Here is a 20,624-nt window from a genome sequence, read left to right on the forward strand (position 1 = left end):
AGTTAAAAGTCCGTGTGAATGCTATGTGTATTGTGTTTAGGACTTTAGTTTTTGTTAGATCTTTTATTAAAAAACAACATGAAAGATTTAATGTTTTAATTGAGATTTTGTTACAAATGGTCTTTATAAGAATGCTTTTTTTGTGGTTTTAATACGAAGTGTTGTTTAATTTTATTATATTGCTATATTATTAACACAAAATTTTATATTATGAGCCTAGATGATTTTGAAAAAAATGTAATTACTCAAAAGAATGTAATTACAAAAAAAGAGTTGATTAATGGTGGGTTGCTTACAGGAACGCAAACTGCTAAACCGTACAAAACCAATACAGCCATGAGCACAATTCTCGAATGGATTTACGGAAATGATTACGGCACTCAGACAGATACTGCGGGCGATTGGAATGATGAAGGAACTTGTTAACCTTTTTTTTAGCAGATCTTTTTTAAAAGAGGTCTGCTTTTTATTTTTTTTAGGAGCTCTTTGTGTGTCGTGTAAAAATTTTAAAGAACGGAGTTGCTATGAAGATAAGACGTTTATTGATAACGGGAAACCGAATATTAATAATTTAGACAATAAAATTTATAAAAGTGGATTGAAGTTTGTTCATTCCATACGCTTTTTTAAAGGTGAAAAAGAATATTTTTTAGAATTAAAAAATTTAAGAGAGGAGCCTGTTTTAGTTCAGAAGAAAGATGTTGATGATGATGCTGTATTAATAAATAAATTTATTCTTACAGTTTTTAAAGGTGTTTATAAGTCAGTATTAGAAGATCAAACAATAATAAAATACGATTATTATAATGATGATTGTCCTATTGGAGCTCTTTCGGAATTGTCCGGGATAATTGAAGATGAAAAAATGATTTTTTTGCATCCACCTAGGACTCCTTCCGGTTTTTCTTTTTTCGAAGTAGTACCTTTTCCCGATATTAATTTGCCTTTAGTATTAAATAAAGAATGGGAGAGTAATTTATATATTTCGGAAGATATGAAACAAAGTCTTAAAATAAATGAATCTAATATTTATAAGAAATATAAAGTTATTGGAAAAGAGGCTGTTAAGATGGGGGGAACAGGATTGGTTGATTGCTATGTTATTAATTGCGAGTCTTTTACTGGAGAGAAAAGAATTTCATTTTGTAAGTACTATTTTAATGAAAAATTCGGTTTTGTAAAGTTAGATATTAACTATAGAGGGAGGAAAATAATTGTGGATTTGATAGAGGTAAAATGATTTTAATCTTAAGTGCTTATTTTGATCAAAGTACAAATGATGTTATAGATTGGCTCTGTCATTACAAAGCATCTTTTGTTAGAATTGATGGTGAATCATACTTGAATTCTGAACTGAATTATAAAGTAATTCTTTCAGATAACGGTATTGAATTAAGTCTTGGAAATATCTTGTTAAACAATCTTACAGCTGTTTGGAATAGAAGATGGATTCCGTATAATTTTTCATTTAATGATGAATTGAAAAAGTTTGAAGATGTTGATATCGGAGTTTTAGCAAATATTAAGAATAATGTAATAATCGAAATGAGGAAGTCATACAAACTGCTTTTCGATTTTTTACAAACTAAAAATATTAAATCGTTACCCTATTTTAATTCAATAGCTATAGATAAATTAACAGTTCTAAAAGCCGCTGCCGGTGTTGGATTGAAAATACCTGAAAGTATTATTTGTAATAATAAAAATGACTTATTGAGATTTTACGATAATCATCAGAAAATTATAACAAAGCCTTTAGGAGAAGCAATGAGTTTTTCCGGGAAATCACATAGTTATCTAAATAAAACGGTTATAATTGAGGAGTGTTTTCTTGAGCAAATTGAAGAAATATTTTTTCCTTCACTATTTCAGAAGTATATAGAAAAGGAAATTGAAATTAGAAGCTTTTTTTTAGAAGGTAAGTTTTATTCAATGGAAATTTTTTCTCAATTAGATAAAATGACTTCCGTAGATTTTAGAAATTATAATGATTTGCATCCTAATCGAAATACACCTTTTAAATTACCTGAAGAAGTTGAAAAAAGAATAGATAATTTGATGTCTGTTTTGAATCTTAATACAGGATCTGTTGATATTATACTAACTCCTGATAATGATTTTGTTTTTTTAGAAGTGAACCCTATAGGTCAATTTGGGATGACCTCATATCCATGTAATTATTACTTAGAAAAAGAAATAGCCAAATCTTTAATTGTAAACGTTTATGAATAATAAATTACCCGCCATATACTCATTATTGGAAAAAGTTGAAAAGCAGAAAGAAACTGAAATGCAGGAATTGTTTTTTGATCATATAGGTAAATATAAAACAAAATTAGCTATGTGTTCAGGACCACAAAAACCTATTTCAAAAATGTTAAAAGATGAAGTACTTTAAATTATTTGCCACTTGTATAATTGTAAAAGGTTTTAAACGAAGTTCAATATCAGATTTAGAAAGAAATAAAAATTATATCATTCCAAATTTTGTAGCCGACTTTCTGTTAAGAGGGAATGCTACGATTGATGTAGATGACAATTTAAAACAATGGATTGATTTATTTGTGAAAGAAGAATTAGGTTTTTTTACAAAATATCCGGATTATTATCCAAATTTAAGTTTGGAATGGGATAGCCCGGAAACGATAAATAACGCCATTATAGAAGCGGATAATTTAAATGAAACAGCGCTTATAGACCTTATTAATCAATTAAACGATTTAAATTGCAGGTACATTGAATTCAGATTTTATTCAAATATAAATATTTCATTATTTGAACAAATACTAATAGACTTACATAAAGGGAGCGTTTCTGGTATCGTGATTTACGCTAAATATGACTCTAATGATATGGAATGTATTCAAGGGTTATTAGCGAAAAGTAATATTATATTAAGTGTTGTTCTTCATTCCTGTAATGAGGAAATAATTAATGATAATCCGAGAATATACATTACAAATCAAATTATTAACGCATCTGTTCATTGTGGTCAGATCTCTCAAGACTATTTTTCAATTAACATAAAAACATTTACAGAATCGAATCATTTTAATACCTGCCTGAATAAAAAAATTGCCATTGATAATGATGGAAATATAAAGAATTGCCCGTCCATGAAAGAAAGTTATGGAAATATTAAGGATACTAAGTTAATAGATGTCGTTGATAATTCTTGTTTTAAAGATTATTGGATTATTAAAAAAGATGTAATCGATGTGTGTAAAAATTGTGAGTTTAGACATATTTGTACAGATTGCAGAGCTTATATTGAAGAACCAAACAATAAGTTTTCAAAGCCTTTAAAATGTGGGTATAATCCCTATACTAATAAATGGAGTGAATGGAATTCAGATCATTCTAAAAAGATGTTAATAGAATATTATGGTTTATGAAAATGTTATTTGTTAGCAATGTGATAAAGTTAAAACAGTGAGGGAATTAGCAAATTACAATTATTTGCAGTAGCAATACCGGAGCCGAAATGGTTTTGCAGGATTTTTAGGATTATATAATCAGCAGTAGTAATACTACTCGTTGTATCCGTAAAAAGCAATAGAAAATAACAGCAATGCATTCGTTTATGCAGGTTGTGTACTAGATTGTTTAAGCATTGCAATGCATGATATTGTTGAGGTGTTGCAGCTGTTTGTTACTGTCCTGTCATTGATTTTAAACAAGTTGATTTACCAAAATAAAAAAGACCGGTAATTGCCCGGTCTTTTAATATTTTATTTGTTTCCTTTTTGTTTGATCATGGCTTCCAGCATGTCCCACATTTCTTTTGGAATAGCTTCTAGCAGGTTAAATTGTCCTGCGCCTTGCAGCCATTCGCCACCATCGATGGTAATCACTTCACCGTTAACGTAAGCCGAAAAATCGGAAACCAGATAGGCAGCTAAATTAGCCAGTTCCTGGTGGTCACCCACACGTTTTAACGGTACTTTTTTAGCTAAATCGAACTTGTCCTTTAAGTCACCCGGTAACAAACGGTCCCAGGCACCTTTGGTAGGAAAAGGTCCCGGTGCAATGGCGTTGGTACGGATGCCGTATTTCGCCCATTCTACGGCTAAACTGCGGGTCATGGCTAAAACACCTGCTTTTGCTGTGGCCGACGGGACTACATAAGCCGAACCGGTCCAGGCATAAGTGGTGACGATATTTAAAATAGTGGTATTGGTCTGTTTGGTGTCTATCCAGTGCTTACCAAAAGCAAGCGTACAGTTTTTAGAGCCTTTTAATACGATATCAATAATCGTGTCGAAGGCATTTGCCGAAAGACGCTCGGTAGGAGAGATAAAGTTTCCGGCGGCATTGTTTAGTAAAACATCTACTTTTCCAAAAGCGTTCAGTACTTCCTGAAACATGGCTTCTACCTGCTCATAATGGCGGACATCACATGGAACGGCAAGGCATTTTCCTCCGGTTTCCTGCTCCAATTCTTTTGCAGTATTTTGCAATTTGTCCAGGTCACGGGAAGTTATCGCTACTTTTGCGCCTAATTCCAGGAAATATTTTGTCATGGCTTTTCCCAAGCCACTTCCGCCACCGGTTACGACAATTACTTTGTCTTCCAGCGCATTATCACGAAGCATTTTTGCTGTAAAATTCATAAGTTTTATTTTTTGGAAACGTAAATATAGGGAATTTTTTTATTATGCATGCATAATAAAAAAGAAAGCATGCGAAAGGTTTTGATACCGTTGAAACGGGAAACAAATTTAGGTAAAACAGGTTTTTAAACCTATACGAAAAGCAGCCGGTTGCCCGGGAATCATAAGGATTGCGGGTGCTGCTACGGTAAAAGCAAAAGGGATAACAACTGCTGTTATCCCTTTTGGTTATTGGATTTAATAGGTCAGGACGATTCCGCCTCCCATACCCATATCGCTGTCGTAATGAGCCGAGAGCGACCAGTATTTGGTGAGGATATACCGGGAACCGACACTGTATTCAAAATCGGTATTCCAGGAACCCCAAAGCCGGACCCTTTCGGTTACCGGAATGTCTTTGCGGACAAACTGCAAACGGGCTTTGCCTTCATGATCCAAGCGGACATCGGCATTGATAAGCCAGGGCAGCTGGTAGATCAACCCGATACAGGCCACAGCCCTTTGGTTTTGCGTACTTGCCTGCCCGAACAGGTTTTCTTCCCGTTCAAGGCTGTTGTGGTAACGGAAATCAAATCCGGTATATACAGACAGGTATTGGTTTTTATCCAGATAGCGTCCGAAATGAGCTTCGGTTTCATATCCGGTATTTTTGTTAAAGCCCAGGCGCCATTCCACATCAAAGAAATTACGGGTGTTTTCCAGGCGCATTTCGCCATCGCTTCCGTTGCTTTCCAGGCCAACCTCAGCAGAAAAATAATAACGTCTGTCGTCGTTATAAACCATTTTCAATGCCATTTCCGGATCCGGAATCTGCGGGTTAGGCGGAGAGTTCTCATAAGTGAAGATACGACCCATTCCGGCCATCATGTGGTACAGAATGTGGCAGTGGAAATACCAGTTGCCATATTCCTCCGAAGCATGGAATTCGATCGTGTCGGTTTCCATCGGCATGATGTCCAGTACATTTTTTAACGGAGCATAATCCCCTTGTCCGTTCAGGATACGGAAAAAATGTCCGTGTAAATGCATCGGGTGCCGCATCATCGAATTGTTCGTGACTACAATACGGATGTTTTCTCCTTTTTTGATCAGTACTTTATCCGATTCGGATATGGTTTTATTGTTCAGGGTCCATACATAACGGTTCATGTTTCCGGTGAGCTCAAAATGCAGCGTCCGGACCGGACCATCGGGAAGGTTTGTTTTTACCGGCGATTTCAGCATGGCATAATTCAGGGTAACAATATCGGTATTGCCCGTTTCCTGATGGTGGTGACCTTCCATAGCCATACTGGCAGTTTTTTTATCCTTTTCCTTTCCGGTTATTTCGGGATACATAACAGTGTTCATGTCCATTTGCTGCAGGCTCATGTTCATGCCCATATCTTTCATGTTGCCGCCCACGGTCATCATGTCGTTCATCATTTTCATCCCTTCAAAATATTTCAATTTCGGTAAAGGCTGCTGCAGCTGTTTGACGCCGTTGCCTAACCAAAGGGAAGCCTGCCCGGTACGGTCTTCTGCCGTAGCAACCAGTTCAAAGGCGGTGTCTTTATCCGGTATCGTAACGATAACATCATAGGTTTCGGATACGCCTACAATAAAACGGTCGACCGCTACCGGTTGTACATCCATACCATCGCTGGCGACAACCGTTATTTTTCCTCCGGCATAGTTGAGCCAGAAGTAGGTGGAGGCACTGCCGTTGATAATGCGTACGCGTACTTTTTCGCCGGGTTTGAATTGAGGCGCATGATCTTCCTGTTTGCCGTTTACAAAGAAGTGCTCGTAATAAACATCGCTCACGTCCATAGCATGCATGCGTTTCCATTCGTTGGTAAACTTGGTCAGGAAATGACCCTTTCCAATTGCCTCGGCATAGTTTTGTGTGGCACCTTTTTTAATGGCATACCAGTCGTTTGCTTTGTGCAGCGAACGTTCGATTTCATGCGGATTGGCATCGGTCCAGTCACTCAGCAGCATGGTATATTCCGGTAGTTCCGGTTCCTGCTTTTTATGGATGATAAAAGCACCGTACATCCCGATTTGTTCCTGCAGCATGGTATGGGAATGATACCAATAGGTTCCGCTTTGCTTAATCGGGAATTTATAGGTGTGTGTAGACATGCCTTTTATCGGGGCAGTCGTCAGGTAAGGAACCCCGTCCTGTTCATTTGGCAGGAGCAGTCCGTGCCAGTGAATGGATGTTTCGTGGTGCATTTTATTGTGTACGCGGATCACAGCAGTATCTCCTTCGGTAAAATGAAGCGTAGGCGCCGGAATGCTGCCGTTTATGGCAATGGCTTTTACTTTTTTGCCGGTATAGTTCACCACAGTGTCCGTGACATAGAGGTCATATTCCTTACTGTTTTGGGCATAGCCGCTAAGGACTGCAAACAGCAGCAGCAGTTGATAACAATGTTTCATGCTACTGTTATTTTAAAGTTTCCACAGTACTGCCGCAGCTCAGCATGGCAGAGCCGTAATAAGGGTTTTTAATGGTGTTTTCTTTACTTAACCAATGGGCGCCCTTACCGTTATCATACATCGGACACTTCTGATAATAATACGGAGCGTCGTTAGTTGTTGTTTTGGCTAAAGCATACAGGTTTTCCGAAAGGGAGGCAAAATGATCGCGCTGGTGTTTTACATCCGTTGTTTCGGCTATATGTCCGGCATCGGTTTTTAAACTGTTCTGGATTTTCATCCACAGGGTGTGCTGTTCGGTTTTCATTTTGTCCATTGGCGCAGTAGCAATGACTTTTAGCAGTTCGGAAGCTTTGGCGGAAGCCGTTTTTCCGTCTGATTTAATCAGCGCATCTTTGATGGAAAAATAGGCCGTATATACCGGGTTAAAAAGCGGACTGTTCTGGTTGGTTTCCGCTGCCGGCATATCATGTCCTTTATGAGAATCATGGTTTTCTGCGATTGCGCTCACTTTTGCCGGTCGGTCATACTGGCAGCATTCCGGCAGGTTTTTATAGGCATCATCCGGTGCGCGGAATGTTTCGCTGTCATAACCGGCATAGGCTACTTTTTTAAGGATGGCATCGGTATTGGTTTTGGTCTGATCGTAGGTTAGGGTCAGCATATCGGTATCGACATTCCAGTCGGCTTTTACGATACCTTTTTCATTTGCGGCTTTTTCGATGGTTTTCTTACACATCTCGCAGTTGCCATACACTTTTACGGTTTCCGTTTTCGGGTTTTTTATCTGTGCTTCACAGCTTGTAAAGACGAATGCCATAGCAACAGCCATGGCTATATTTCTTAAGGTTTTCATTGTATTGAATTTTTGAATTAAGGAATGATGTAAATAACAATAACCCGTACTGTTTGGGGTACAGGTGTAACAATATTCTAATAATCAAATTCGAAATACTCTGTTAAGCAGGTATATGGGCTGCTTGTAGCGGTTGGGTGGGTTGTAATAGGAATAATTAAAGGACTCGGTACTTTTAAATACATAGGGTATTTCAAGTACGGCCGGTATTGTAAACTGTATATGAAACGGATTGCTGAATTTTTGGGTCAGCAATTCTGCTTTTTGCTGGTTGTCGTCAATTTTGATTTTAACCTGTTTGTCTTCGCAGCACGGTTTTTTGGTTGCCTTAATACCGCAAAAGCATTTTGTTTCGTTGGCAGCAGTATGACTCAGTGAGGCCAGTTCTTCTCCGCAAAAATGCGCGGATACATTAACCCCGACTGCCGGGATTAAGTATAAGAGCATTAATATGGTTGCGAAAAACTTTTTCATGAATAAGAATCAATCTTCAAAATTATCGAATTAATGGGATTTTGTCATTAATAATGTGTTAAAAAGTTTTTTAAGGGCTTGGCGGCTAACCGGGATAAGGTTTTTATCGGGTGATCTTTCGCAGGCGTTCCGTTGCCTGTAACAAAGTGTTGTCGTCTTTGGCAAAGCAAAAGCGGATTAGTTTAAGGTCTTTGCCATCGGCATAAAAAGTGGATATCGGGATGGTTGCCACACCATAGTCGGTGATGAGCCTTTTCGTAAAGTCGATATCGTTTTCATTCGAAAAAGAGGCGTAGGAAGCCACCTGGAAATAGGAGCCTTCACAAGGGAGTATCTCAAAAGGAGTTTGGGAGAGCAGTGCTTTAAAGTAATCTCTTTTTTTACGGTACATCGAGGCAATTTCTTTAAAGTCCACAATATCCAGATAGTCGCTAATGGCGGCCTGTGAAATACTGTTGACACTGAATACTAAAAACTGATGGACTTTTTTGATTTCTTTCATCAGGTGTTCGGGTGCAATGGCATACCCGATTTTCCATCCGGTGATGTGCAGTGATTTTCCAAATGAAGAAATCACAATACTGCGGTCGCGGAGTTTTTCATTGGTGTTAACCGATATATGGGGTTGTTCGTAGGTAATGTATTCGTAAACCTCATCCGATAACAGCAGTACATCCGGATACAGGGCCAGTAATTTTTCAAGCTGCAGGAAATCGGCAGCAGTCCATATTTTACCGGTTGGGTTATGCGGATTGTTGATGATAAGCATTCTCGTTTGAGTATTCATCTTAGCTGCAATGGCTTCCCAGTCTGGAGTGTAATCGTCATTTAGCGCCACCCGGACCGGTTTGGCATAACTGAGCAGGATGGGGGCTTCATAACAGTCGTAGCTTGGGTCAAGAATGATCACTTCTTCGTTTTTGTTTATCAATGCCTGTATGGTGGCAAAAATGGCTTCGGTAGCGCCTGCGGTCACTAACATTTCCGTAGCCGGATTAACCGTACGATGATAGGACGCTGAGGTTAATGCCGCAATTTTGCTCATCAGTCCCGGATGTCCGGCCATTGGCGTATACTGGTGTACATTTTCTGTAGCGAGTTTTGCCGTAATGGTGGTCAATCGTTCGTCTACCGGGAAATTCGGAAATCCCTGCGACAGGTTAATGGCCTGATGCTCGTTTGCCATTTGGGACATTACGGTAAAAATACTGGTGGTAATATGCGGGAGTTTGGACATTTTTTTGTTTTTATAGTGGATGTACCGGTGTATAAATGTATAAAAATATTTGTTGGAAAGGTAATCTTAGCAGGAGGGATGGTTTGGCGGCTGCCGGAAAACAGGTGTATTGTGCCTTCACTGTTACGGATTTTTGAGTGAAGGGCGTTATATGTTCCGGTTTAGGAGAGGTTTTAAGTGTTGCAATACAGGGTGTTGTGTTGTTTGTGATGATTTTTACAATGTGACATGCTGGTTTTTATCATTTTTCTATTCGTTCATGCCGGGCTTTTTACATTTGAAAAACAAAAATACCATTGTCATGCAAAACCGTTTTTGGGCTGTTAGTATTATGGCCATATTTTTTTCCGCACAGCTGCTGGCTGCGAACGGAAAAAGCGTTATCCGGCAGAAAGAATCCGCTGCCTTATCGCTTTTTAAAAATGATACTACTTCCGCCACTTTTCCCGGTGGATTCCAAAGCTACTATTCCCTGTTTTTCAGGAATTTTGAGTTTGATAATGTTAAAGACAATAATAAAGAACAGGTTACTGTTACTGTGAATTTTGTTATTACCGAAAACGGTGATATGGAAAACATTGGTGTAACGGGAAGTAATGCTTCGGCTAATGCGGAGGTATTGCGTGTTATAAACAGTCTTGTAACACATAAATGGCTTCCGGCACAAAAGAATGGCATTCCGGTTCGACAGAAGTTAAGACTACCGATAAGTTTGATTTTTGGTGAAGAAGGAAATGATGGAAAAGACGAGCTGATCAGGGCGCTTTTAAAAGTGCTTAAAATAGAAGAACAGGGCGCCAGAGAATTTACGCCGGTACTCAACGCTTTGAAACAAAAATATAAAGGGGTTCCGGATGTCTTCTGGAAAAAGGTATTTAATGAAGGTAAGGAAGCGTATCAGGAACTATATAAACAGGGATACCGGTCTGATTATACGGAAACGGAGATTACCGGTTTACTTGAAAAAGCAAAAGGAGAACCAGGCAATACGGCAAAAGATTTTTATACGGTTACGGAAGATCAGATAAAAGGTCTTAAGGATTATTTTACGGAAAGAATAACTGAGGTGATCGCGAAAGGGATTGCCCTTGGTAAATTCTCTTCCGATTAAGTAATGTAAATGCAAAAGCCAACCCTAAGGCTGGCTTTTTATAGTGTTTTATGAAAGTAGTTACGCTTCCATTAAAATATCCAGAATCTTAATAGCGGCTTCACTGATTTTTGTTCCGGGACCGAAAACGGCTACGGCACCACTATCGAACAGGTATTGGTAATCCTGCGCCGGAATTACTCCGCCTACGATCACCATAATATCTTCACGGCCGTATTTTTTAAGCTCTTCGATAACCTGCGGCACCAATGTTTTGTGTCCGGCAGCTAAGGAAGAAACACCTAAAATATGCACGTCATTTTCAACGGCCTGTTTGGCAGCTTCTGCCGGTGTTTGGAATAGCGGACCGATGTCTACGTCAAAACCAACATCGGCATAACCGGTCGCTACTACTTTTGCCCCGCGGTCGTGTCCGTCCTGACCCATTTTGGCGATCATGATACGCGGACGACGTCCTTCGGATTTTGCAAAAGCATCGGCCAGTTGTTTTGCTTTTTCAAAACTTTCATCGTTTTTAATTTCTTTACTGTACACGCCACTAAAGGATTTAATTTGTGCTTTGTATCTTCCGAAAACCGATTCCATAGCATCGCTGATTTCACCTAAAGTGGCTCTGTTGCGTGCTGCATCTACGGCTAATTCCAATAAGTTCCCGTTTCCGGATTGTGCACAGGCTGTCAGTGCTGCCAGGCATTCCTGTACTTTTTCGGTGTTTCGGGTTGCTTTAATATGTGCTAATCGTTCGAGCTGTTGTTTACGAACGGTCTGGTTGTCTACTTCAAGGATGTGTAATGGATCTTCTTTTTCAAGACGGTATTTGTTTACGCCTACAATAATATCCTGCCCGCTGTCGATACGCGCCTGTTTACGGGCGGCAGCTTCTTCAATTCTCAGTTTGGGAATTCCGGCTTCGATGGCTTTTGTCATACCGCCTAATTCTTCTACTTCTTCAATGAGTGCCCAGGCTTTCTGTGCAATTTCATGCGTCAGGCTTTCTACATAATAACTTCCTGCCCACGGATCAACCGTTTTGCAGATTTTGGTTTCTTCCTGTAAAAAGATCTGGGTATTACGGGCAATACGCGCCGAGAAATCGGTTGGTAAAGCGATCGCTTCATCCAGGGCATTGGTGTGCAGGGACTGGGTTCCTCCAAATGCTGCGGCTGCGGCTTCAATAGCCGTACGGGCAACATTGTTAAAAGGATCCTGTTCGGTCAGGCTCCATCCGGATGTCTGGCAGTGCGTTCGCAATGCTAATGATTTATCGTCTTTAGGTTCGAATTGCTTCAATAGTTTTGCCCAAAGCATTCTTCCGGCACGCATTTTGGCAATTTCCATAAAGTGGTTCATCCCGATAGCCCAAAAGAAGGACAAACGCGGGGCAAATTCGTCAATTTTCATTCCGGCAGCCAGTCCGGTACGGATGTATTCCAATCCGTCTGCCAGGGTATAAGCCAATTCAATATCTGCGGTTGCTCCGGCTTCCTGCATGTGATAACCGGAAATAGAGATCGAGTTGAATTTTGGCATTTTTTTACTGGTATAATCAAAAATATCAGCAATGATTTTCATCGATGGTGTAGGCGGGTAGATGTAGGTATTACGTACCATAAACTCTTTCAGAATGTCGTTCTGAATGGTTCCGGACAGTAATTTTGCTTCTACGCCCTGTTCTTCGGCAGCGACGATATAGAATGCCATGATGGGCAATACCGCTCCGTTCATGGTCATGGAAACCGACATTTCATGCAACGGAATCTGGTCGAATAAAATTTTCATGTCTTCCACACTGTCAATCGCTACGCCGGCTTTTCCAACATCACCCACTACCCGTTCATGGTCGCTGTCATAACCACGGTGTGTCGCTAAGTCAAACGCAACGGAAAGTCCTTTCTGTCCGGCAGCAAGATTCCTGCGGTAAAAGGCATTACTTTCTTCTGCGGTAGAGAATCCGGCATACTGGCGGATGGTCCACGGACGGCGAACGTACATGGTTGCATACGGACCGCGCAGGTTGGGTGCAAATCCCGCTCCGAAGTGAAGGTGCTCCAGATCCTGTAGAGCTGCTTCGGAATAGGTTTGTTTGATTTCAATTCCTTCTGCATTCACAATGGTTTCCGCATTAACGGCATCCGATTGTGTTCGGGAATTTTCTAAGGTTATATGTTGAATGTTCTTTCTCATTTCAAATCTGATTATTATCCTGATTAGCGTTAAGAAGCTCTTATTGCTTTTCCGTTTCCAGTCGTTCCTGTTCTAATTTTTCAGCCAATCGTTTTTCGATGATCGGTGTGATTAATGTTTTTCTCGGGTTGACTTTTACAAAAGGATATAATTCTAAATCATGGCTCATTCGGTCTTCTTTATTAGGGTATTTGTTGGTTCCCAATAAGATTTCTTTTCCATTATCGAATAATTCCTGTTCTTTTTTAGCACTTTCACTGATTTTTCGCTGGATGGTTCCTTCGATTAATTGTGTGATGAATCCGCCGTTTGTTTCGATATCTTTAAACAGATTCAGTGCTTTTTCGGCTAACTGATCTGTCAGGTTTTCAATATAATAGGCACCGTCAGCCGGATTGTTAACGATGTCGAAATAGCTTTCATGTTTTAAAACCAAAAGCTGGTTTCTTGAAATTCTGTCGCCAAACTCGTTGTCTTTATGATAAAGCGCGTCATAAGCCAGATTGGACACGGCATTGGCACCTCCTAAAATAGCACTCATGCATTCGGTTGTGGTACGAAGCATGTTGACGTTGTAATCGTAAAGTGTTTTGTTTCGTTTGGTAGGAATGGCAATGATATGGCAGTCAGATTTATGGTCGTATTCTTTTGCCAGTAAGCCAAACAGCAGGCGTATTGCACGTAGTTTGGCTATTTCAAAGAAATAATTGGTTCCTACAGCTACCTGGATCGTTACCGGAGTGCCGATGGTGGCTATGCGGTTGAAATATTCGTTTGCATGGGCTAAAGTGTAAGCGATCTGCTGTACAATATTGGCACCGGCATTTTGATATAATGTACTGTTAATGCTCAGGAAATGAATGTTCGGGCATTTTAGGGAAATGTCATTCAGCGTGTTGAAATCGGTATCCAGATTGCTGTGCCAGTTACCTTCTTTTGCCAGCTGGCCGATAGGGTCAATATGAACAAAAATGGTAGTCTGGTGTTTTTTGGCAATGGCATTTATCTTTTCAAGAAACGGCAAATCCAGGAAATCGAAGTTCAGATATACCGGAACGGTTTCCAGCGGAAGGGCGGATAACAGTTTTTCAATATCGACTTTTTCATTTTCAAGTGTGAATCGCAAACTTTCTGCACCGCGGGCTACTGTTTCTTTAGCTCTTGCGATGGATTTATCAAGGTCGTGAACAAAGATGTTCTGTACAATCTTAAAATTAGAAGCTTCGGTAGTAACTCTTAAAGGTTTTTCGGCTTCATCGATATGATAAAACGGACGAACCTTAATTCCTTCGGGACTTTCCCAAACTAAAGTTTCGTTATAATCGGCTCCTTTCAGTTCATATTGAATTTGTGTTTTCCATTGTTTGGACGACACTGGTTCAAAATCAGTAAACAGTTTGTTACTCATAATGCAAAATTAAAGTGATTTTGTGTCTTCTTCAGGCACATCTTCTTCAAACTCGATGATATAAATATCTTCTTTGTCACGTTTCATATAATATTTTTCACGTGCATATTTTTCTACCTGATCGGGATTTTTAAGTTTTTTGATATTCTCACTGTCCTTTTTGATCTCTTCCTGATAGTATTTTTTATTGTCTTCGAGTTCGTCGATTTCCTTATTTAAAACGCGGTGTTCCAAATAAGAGTAGTTGTCCAGAAAAAGCATCCAAACAGCAAAAAACAGCAGCACCAAAACATACCGGTTCCCGAGTATTCTCAGAAATGGATATTTGGTTACAAGTTTTTCGAATGCTTTTTTCATGGGTTATAAAGGTAATTATAAATTATGATATTCTCTGATTGATTACGGCACGAACTACATCGATGGCTACCGTGTTGTATTTGTCATTTGGAATAATAATGTCCGCATAGGCTTTTGACGGTTCGATGAATTGTTCGTGCATCGGCTTTAAAGTAGACTGATAACGGCTTAAAACTTCTTCCATGTCACGGCCGCGTTCGGCGATATCCCGTTTTAATCGTCGGATTAAACGCTCGTCAGAATCAGCATGAACAAATATTTTAACATCGAACATATCGCGTAATTCCGAATTGGTAAGGATCAGGATTCCTTCCACAATCATTACCTTTCTGGGATGGGTCACAATGGTATCGTCTGTTCTGTTGTGTGTTACAAAAGAATATACCGGCTGTTCGATTGTTTTTTCCGCTTTTAAATCCTTCAGGTGTGCCACCAGTAATTCAAAGTCGATGGCTCTGGGATGGTCAAAATTAATAAGAGCTCTTTCATCAAAGCTTAGGTTGTGAGTAGCCTTATAATAGGAGTCCTGCGAAATAATCCCTACTTCTGTTTCGGGTAATTCATTCATTATCTGATGGACTACTGTCGTTTTTCCACTGCCTGTTCCTCCGGCAATACCAATTATTAGCATAAAGCGTTTTTATTATTTTTAATCTCGGCAAAAATAATAATTAATAGGATGTAGGGTTTATTTTTTTTAGTTTTATGAGGTTGCAATTCTTTTTGGAAAGTAATTAAGAATAGGTATAAATTGTTCTTTGCAAAAGAAGAACGTAAAAATAAGCAGGAATGGACTTTAAAACATTGGAAAACATCAGTGATACGATTATCCTGGAAGCCTTTAATGCTGCTTTTTCGGATTATTTTATCCCGCTGTTTTTTGATTGGAACAGTTTACAGCTCAAATTGTATTCGGAAAGTATCTACAGGAACGTTTCAGTGGGCTGCTTCGATGGTGATAAACTCGTTGGGTTTATGCTGCACGGAATGAATGTTGTTGACGGTGTAAAAACAGCTTATAATGCCGGAACCGGTGTGCTCCCGGAAGCCCGCGCCCATAACGGTAAGCCATTAGCGGTGACGAATATTGATAAAACGACAGCACAGGTCAGCCGCTTTCTGACGGCTCATGGGCTGGAACCTTTTATCGGGCAGTATGAAATGAAAATGATGCTGACTTAAGTTACAATAGTACCAATATGAAAAATACAACGATTAACGATGAAGAAGAGGTAAAGCGCTTTATGCTTTATCTTGCCGGTAAATATGCTCTGGAAGAGATTAAAGTTGATGCCAAAAAAACTCTTTTAAAAGAAGGGGAGAAGGCACTGCGTATCTATTTTGTAAAAGAAGGCTGCCTGCGGCTGTGGATGAACAGTAACGGAAAAGAGATCACGAATCAGTTCTTTTTTGAAGGAAGTCTGGTGGCTTCTTTGGAAAGTGTGATCACGAATCAGCCGAGTGATTTTTACCTTGAAACATTAGAAAAATGTACGTTGTATGTTTTGGAGAAAGACCAATTTGAGGTTTTATGGAAAGAAGATGCCGAATTTAAAGAATGGTTTGACCGTTATATTTTAAACCGGTTTATCTATTATTCCAAACATTTGTTATCGTTTTTAAAAGACAAACCCGAAGACCGCTATGTCAACCTGCTTAAAAAGAATCCGACAATCTTCCAGCGGATTCCGCAGCATTATATCGCTACCTATTTGGGGATAACGGCGGTATCGTTAAGCCGTATCCGGAATAAAACGGCGAAACAATCCTGATTTCTTAACAATTGTTATCGTTTGGCACAAGAAGTCTGGCGGAACTTTGCCTAAAAAATAACTTATGAAAGCAGCGATTATAAAACAATTGGGTGATGTTCCGGTTTGTGAAAATTTTCCGGATCCTATTCCTCAAAATGAAAATGAAATTCTGATTAACGTTACGGCAGCGTCGGTTAAAAACCTGGACAAACTGCGGGCGAGCGGCAGACATTATGCCAGTTACAAACAGCTTCCTGCTGTTGTAGGCTTTGACGGTGTGGGCATTCTGGAAGACGGAACCCGGGTATATGCACAGGGTATAAGCGGTATGATAGCCGAAAGAGCCCTGATTCCCAATCATAAATATATTGTCCTGCCGGAAAAAATCGATGATGTAACGGCAGCGGCACTTCCCAATGCGGTTATCGGTTCGGCAATGGCATTGCTGTTTCGCGCTAAAATTCAAAAAGGAAATGTTGTACTGATCAACGGAGCTACCGGGGTGACCGGTCAGGTAGCGGTACAGCTGGCCAAACATTATGGCGCTTCCAAAGTGATCGCGACCGGCAGAAACGAGCAGTCTTTAGCAAAGTTAACATCTCTTGGAGCCGATATAGTTGTTTCTTTAAAAACAGCGGATGAAACCATTGTTGAGGAATTGAAAAATATTCAGTTGGCAACACCTGTAGATATTGTTATTGATTACCTGTGGGGACATTCGGTGGAACTGTTGTTAAAAGCACTGAAAGGAGCCGGCGGTTATACCCATCCGGTGCGTATTATTACCGTGGGAAGCATTTCCGGAGAAGAAATTGAGTTGCGTTCCGATGTGTTAAGGAGTTCAGCGATTGAAATTCTGGGTTCCGGGATTGGCAGTCTTTCCGAAGCGGAAATGAAAAAGTTTATCACCGAAATCCTGCCGGAAGCATTTCAGCTGGCAGCAACGGGAAAGCTTGTCATTGAAACGGTAACCGCACCATTGGACGCCGTTCATGAAGTTTGGAGTGCCAATATAGATCCGGGAAAAAGACTGGTGATTTGTATGTAGTCAGAAAATGCTAAAAATAAGTTTGCTATCCGGAATCTTAAAGAAAATTTCCGATGTTTGTAAATAAAATAATGCCTAATAAAAATGATAGCAATAGTAGCAACGCTTAAAGCAAAAGAGCACTACAGGGAAGAAGTTGCAACCGCACTTCAAAAACTGGTGGAAGCATCTTTACAGGAAGATGGATGTCACGAATACCGTTTGCATACCGCAATTAATAATCCTTTGGAATTCCTGTTCTATGAATTATGGGAAGACAAGGAAGCTATAGATAAGCATACTCAAACGGAGCATTTCGTGGGTTTCCAAAAAAATGCTGCCGAATGGCTTGAAAAAAGTGAGATCAATCTTTATAAACCTTTATAAAAATAATTTTAGAATGTCAAAAACAAAACTGCTGGCGTTTTTATGCTGCTTCACTTCCTTTGTTGCCTTTTCCCAAAGTAGTGTTAAGCATGAAGGACAGGAAATCAACCGGATCGATAAGGACGGAAAGAAAACCGGAATCTGGAAATTATTCGATAAAGCAAGGGATATTACGATTGTCGGAAAAATGAAGGATGATGTTTTTGTTTCCAATATCGATTACTATCAGAAAGGAAAGTTAATGGTGACGCAGGATAAAGACAATAATGATGCGTATATTTTTTATATTGATTCGAAACCCGTTTCCGTTAAAGATGTAAGGGAAAATGACAAGGTCAAAATGGTAAAAGATAACGGAGAAGAGCTGGATAAAGGAACAAGAGATTCCTTTTTTAATATCATGATGGTAGAAGCGATGTTTTATGGTGAGACCGGTGCGCTGCCTAATTTTCTTAACAATGAGTTGAATAAAAAAGAATGGGATCATTCCGGGAAGGTAAAAATAGTGTGGATGATTGATAAAAACGGATCGGTAAAAGATGCTAAAGTGATGAAAACCGATGATCCGGTTTTAAACGAAGACGCCATTCGTATTATTGAAAGCATGCCGAGATGGCAGCCGAGTTTTTCCAAAGGAAAGTTTTATCAGACCAGATTAAATACAACAATATCGTTTAATGATATGTAATTTGCATTGAGTGTTACGGACTTCCGTAAGGTGTTGAAAAAAGGATTCAATAACTTTCGTTATAGTAATTTTAAATTCAAATATTATGGCGAAAACAAGTCCATTTCACAGTGAAAAACAATCTGTGTATCACAACAACACCAGTTGTACGGAAGGTAATAACATCGAAAAAGAAAATCGAAGAGAAGGAACGGGAGGGAAACCTCTTTGTAAACATTGTCAGAATCTTTAAAATTCAAGCCGCTTGTTAAAGCGGCTTTTTTATTTACAAAAGGCACTTACTGGAGGCAAGAGTCAGCAAATTCAAAAGAACTTACATGACAATATGGGCTATTTCTTTTTACAGAAATAATTTTGACAGTTCTTCAGCATGTGCTTGATTATAAGATAGTACATAAGCGATATAAGGAACGAAAAGCAGTATGCTAATCAGTAAACCGATCCCTAACGCCTTATATTCCTCATGCCTGATGATTATGAAAACGACCCATATTAAATTGAGTGTCATTATAATATGTCCTGAATGTGCGATCAGATTTATGGCATTCCATGACAATACAAACATTGCCATCGTTCCAAGAAAATAGATCGGCAGAAATGTTATAATCAGGTAAGCAGCCTTTTTCCTTATCAGAAACGCAAGGAATAAGAGTAAATATAAGAAACTGGTTGGAGCACAGGAATTAAATGAAATCCATTGTATCCAGCTAACGTTCAATTTTACCAAGAAAAAGAATGTGCTGCTCAGGGTGATAAGAAACAACAATACTGCTAAAATAATTCCTGTTGTTTTCTCTGTTTTGGTAAGCTTCATATTTCAAAAAGATTATAAGGGTTTTATAGGAATACAGATATCTACGATAAACCTGTGTTCAGGATTTTCACTGTAATCGTTATGATAGTATTCATAAGTAGGACTATCAGCAGGCTGGCAGCCACTTTCTGTCAGCCACGCACACATCGTGTTCCAGGCTTCTTCAAATTCAGTTTCTTTAATTTCAAAACGACCGACAGCATACTTGCCTGATGGAATATTTAATTTGCCAATTTCGCCGTCAACTTTTATATTACCATCTACAATAATACTGGCATCCTGGCGTACTTTATCGATACTTGTCACAGCAGGGTCATCCTGATAAACGGTTACGGTTCTGGTGTCTGGGTTCACCAATCCACGGGGAATAGCCCACTTGAAAAGCTTTTCGTAAGCCTGTCCGATCTTGTTAAATGCCCCTGTGTGGCGACAATAGATCAGATTCAGTTCCGGCATTTGTCTGATTTCAATTTTTGTGTCCATAATGATTAATGTATTCAATTCGACACTGTAAAATTGTGCATTAATCTGCTGGTAATTTTTGCCAATCTTGCTGACTGCTTTGCAATCCTTGCTATATCTGATCCCGTTTTTAATGTAAATCGGCTTGTCCTGATTGCGAAATTCTGTGGTGGTCATATTAAAATGACTTTTAAATGCCCTGCTGAAAGAGGAAATATTAACGAATCCGCAAAGGAATGCAACATCACTTACCGATGCCTTAGGGTTATTATGCAATAATTGCGCTGCTTTTTCCAATTTAATACGGGACACAAAGTTATTCGGGGTTTCACCCACCATTGCTGTAAATATCCGGTGAAAATGATATGGAGAAAAAGAAGCAACACCAGCCAATGTGGCAAGATCGAATGATTTATCTAAATGGAGCCTTATGTAGTCCATCACCCGGTTTATCCGGGTTGTGTACTCTTGTCTGCTAAGTTGTTTCGGATTCATGTTGTCAATTTTTCGATATAAAGTTACATAATGATGCTGTTGTATTTTATACGAATCTTGCTGATAATAAAATGATTAGCAAGTATTTCGCTTTAGCGCATTTACAGACTGTACAGCATTATCTTATTTTTGATAGCAACTCGTCACATTTGAAATTTGAAGGGAGTATTTAAAAAGCAAAAGCCACTGAATCTTGAGTGGCTTTTTTTATCCTATCTGTCCCGTCCTGAAATAAGTTGACACAAAATCGACTTATTATGAAAGACACAACAACAACGCGAGTTAAGCGTACTCAAAAGGATTATAATATGGCTTTTAAATTAGCTGTAG

22 protein-coding genes are annotated in these 20,624 nt (G+C 39.2%); 11 read left to right on the top strand and 11 right to left on the bottom strand.

Annotated elements, in window-relative coordinates; genetic code table 11:
• Positions 1–210: 210 nt before the first annotated feature.
• Genes BGO42_RS15045 through gwsS form a run of 5 tightly spaced genes read left to right on the top strand, consistent with a single transcriptional unit; the run spans position 211 to position 3,395 of the window.
• Positions 211–426 (top strand): hypothetical protein, encoded by a 216-nt coding sequence (locus BGO42_RS15045; RefSeq protein ID WP_273246995.1) that lies wholly within the window; start codon positions 211–213, stop codon positions 424–426.
• Entirely contained in the window at positions 407–1,240 is an 834-nt protein-coding gene (locus BGO42_RS15050; RefSeq protein ID WP_273246996.1) for a hypothetical protein, read from the top strand. The genes BGO42_RS15045 and BGO42_RS15050 overlap by 20 nt, the downstream gene beginning before the upstream one ends.
• Positions 1,237–2,232 (top strand): grasp-with-spasm system ATP-grasp peptide maturase, encoded by a 996-nt coding sequence (gene gwsG, locus BGO42_RS15055; protein WP_273246997.1) that lies wholly within the window; start codon positions 1,237–1,239, stop codon positions 2,230–2,232. Before BGO42_RS15050 ends, gwsG begins: the two co-directional genes overlap by 4 nt.
• Positions 2,225–2,398, top strand: coding sequence for a hypothetical protein (locus BGO42_RS15060; RefSeq protein ID WP_273246998.1), 174 nt, complete (start codon positions 2,225–2,227; stop codon positions 2,396–2,398). The genes gwsG and BGO42_RS15060 overlap by 8 nt, the downstream gene beginning before the upstream one ends.
• The gene (gwsS, locus tag BGO42_RS15065; protein WP_273246999.1) at positions 2,385–3,395 is read left to right on the top strand and encodes a grasp-with-spasm system SPASM domain peptide maturase; all 1,011 of its coding nucleotides are present in this window, start codon (positions 2,385–2,387) and stop codon (positions 3,393–3,395) included. Before BGO42_RS15060 ends, gwsS begins: the two co-directional genes overlap by 14 nt.
• Before the next feature lie 336 nt (positions 3,396–3,731).
• Here gwsS and BGO42_RS15070 read toward each other — a convergent pair whose 3' ends face one another.
• The 5 genes from BGO42_RS15070 to BGO42_RS15090 form a co-directional block, all read right to left on the bottom strand.
• A complete protein-coding gene (locus BGO42_RS15070; RefSeq protein ID WP_273247000.1) occupies positions 3,732–4,613 on the bottom strand; it encodes an SDR family oxidoreductase in 882 nt (293 codons plus the stop codon).
• A gap of 237 nt (positions 4,614–4,850) precedes the next feature.
• On the bottom strand, positions 4,851–7,040 hold the full coding sequence (locus BGO42_RS15075) for a multicopper oxidase domain-containing protein (protein ID WP_273247001.1): 2,190 nt from the start codon (positions 7,038–7,040) through the stop codon (positions 4,851–4,853).
• A gap of 7 nt (positions 7,041–7,047) precedes the next feature.
• Positions 7,048–7,896 (bottom strand): DUF3347 domain-containing protein, encoded by an 849-nt coding sequence (locus BGO42_RS15080; RefSeq protein ID WP_273247002.1) that lies wholly within the window; start codon positions 7,894–7,896, stop codon positions 7,048–7,050.
• 84 nt (positions 7,897–7,980) lie between these two features.
• Positions 7,981–8,370: an HYC_CC_PP family protein gene (locus tag BGO42_RS15085; RefSeq protein WP_273247003.1), complete on the bottom strand. Its 390-nt coding sequence runs from the start codon at positions 8,368–8,370 to the stop codon at positions 7,981–7,983.
• Between the two features lie 103 nt (positions 8,371–8,473).
• Entirely contained in the window at positions 8,474–9,607 is a 1,134-nt protein-coding gene (locus tag BGO42_RS15090; RefSeq protein ID WP_273247004.1) for a methionine aminotransferase, read from the bottom strand.
• Between the two features lie 301 nt (positions 9,608–9,908).
• Between BGO42_RS15090 and BGO42_RS15095 the strand changes: the two genes are divergently transcribed.
• Positions 9,909–10,718: an energy transducer TonB gene (locus BGO42_RS15095; protein ID WP_273247005.1), complete on the top strand. Its 810-nt coding sequence runs from the start codon at positions 9,909–9,911 to the stop codon at positions 10,716–10,718.
• Positions 10,719–10,778: 60 nt separating this feature from the next.
• On the opposite strand, the gene scpA is transcribed toward BGO42_RS15095, so the two are convergent.
• From scpA to udk, 4 genes are read right to left on the bottom strand one after another with little or no spacing between them, the layout of a single operon-like run.
• Positions 10,779–12,902: a methylmalonyl-CoA mutase gene (gene scpA, locus BGO42_RS15100; protein ID WP_177732898.1), complete on the bottom strand. Its 2,124-nt coding sequence runs from the start codon at positions 12,900–12,902 to the stop codon at positions 10,779–10,781.
• A 40-nt stretch (positions 12,903–12,942) separates the two neighbouring features.
• Complete coding sequence (locus tag BGO42_RS15105) at positions 12,943–14,310, bottom strand: methylmalonyl-CoA mutase subunit beta (RefSeq protein WP_273247006.1); 1,368 nt, start codon at positions 14,308–14,310, stop codon at positions 12,943–12,945.
• 9 nt (positions 14,311–14,319) lie between these two features.
• Positions 14,320–14,667: an FtsB family cell division protein gene (locus BGO42_RS15110; RefSeq protein WP_177732902.1), complete on the bottom strand. Its 348-nt coding sequence runs from the start codon at positions 14,665–14,667 to the stop codon at positions 14,320–14,322.
• Positions 14,668–14,689: 22 nt separating this feature from the next.
• Complete coding sequence (gene udk, locus BGO42_RS15115; RefSeq protein ID WP_273247007.1) at positions 14,690–15,298, bottom strand: uridine kinase; 609 nt, start codon at positions 15,296–15,298, stop codon at positions 14,690–14,692.
• 158 nt (positions 15,299–15,456) lie between these two features.
• Between udk and BGO42_RS15120 the strand changes: the two genes are divergently transcribed.
• From BGO42_RS15120 to BGO42_RS15140, 5 genes are all read left to right on the top strand, one after another.
• Complete coding sequence (locus tag BGO42_RS15120) at positions 15,457–15,849, top strand: hypothetical protein (protein WP_273247008.1); 393 nt, start codon at positions 15,457–15,459, stop codon at positions 15,847–15,849.
• A gap of 17 nt (positions 15,850–15,866) precedes the next feature.
• A complete protein-coding gene (locus BGO42_RS15125) occupies positions 15,867–16,439 on the top strand; it encodes a Crp/Fnr family transcriptional regulator (protein ID WP_177732908.1) in 573 nt (190 codons plus the stop codon).
• A gap of 64 nt (positions 16,440–16,503) precedes the next feature.
• On the top strand, positions 16,504–17,469 hold the full coding sequence (locus BGO42_RS15130) for a quinone oxidoreductase family protein (RefSeq protein ID WP_273247009.1): 966 nt from the start codon (positions 16,504–16,506) through the stop codon (positions 17,467–17,469).
• A gap of 84 nt (positions 17,470–17,553) precedes the next feature.
• The gene (locus BGO42_RS15135; RefSeq protein WP_177732912.1) at positions 17,554–17,835 is read left to right on the top strand and encodes a putative quinol monooxygenase; all 282 of its coding nucleotides are present in this window, start codon (positions 17,554–17,556) and stop codon (positions 17,833–17,835) included.
• A 13-nt stretch (positions 17,836–17,848) separates the two neighbouring features.
• Complete coding sequence (locus BGO42_RS15140) at positions 17,849–18,523, top strand: energy transducer TonB (RefSeq protein ID WP_273247010.1); 675 nt, start codon at positions 17,849–17,851, stop codon at positions 18,521–18,523.
• A gap of 340 nt (positions 18,524–18,863) precedes the next feature.
• On the opposite strand, the gene BGO42_RS15145 is transcribed toward BGO42_RS15140, so the two are convergent.
• The gene (locus tag BGO42_RS15145; RefSeq protein WP_273247011.1) at positions 18,864–19,337 is read right to left on the bottom strand and encodes a hypothetical protein; all 474 of its coding nucleotides are present in this window, start codon (positions 19,335–19,337) and stop codon (positions 18,864–18,866) included.
• A gap of 12 nt (positions 19,338–19,349) precedes the next feature.
• Positions 19,350–20,294: an AraC family transcriptional regulator gene (locus BGO42_RS15150; protein WP_273247012.1), complete on the bottom strand. Its 945-nt coding sequence runs from the start codon at positions 20,292–20,294 to the stop codon at positions 19,350–19,352.
• Between the last annotated feature and the right edge of the window lie 330 nt (positions 20,295–20,624).

This window comes from Flavobacterium sp. 40-81, from assembly GCF_001898245.1.
Lineage (GTDB): Bacteria > Bacteroidota > Bacteroidia > Flavobacteriales > Flavobacteriaceae > Flavobacterium > Flavobacterium inviolabile.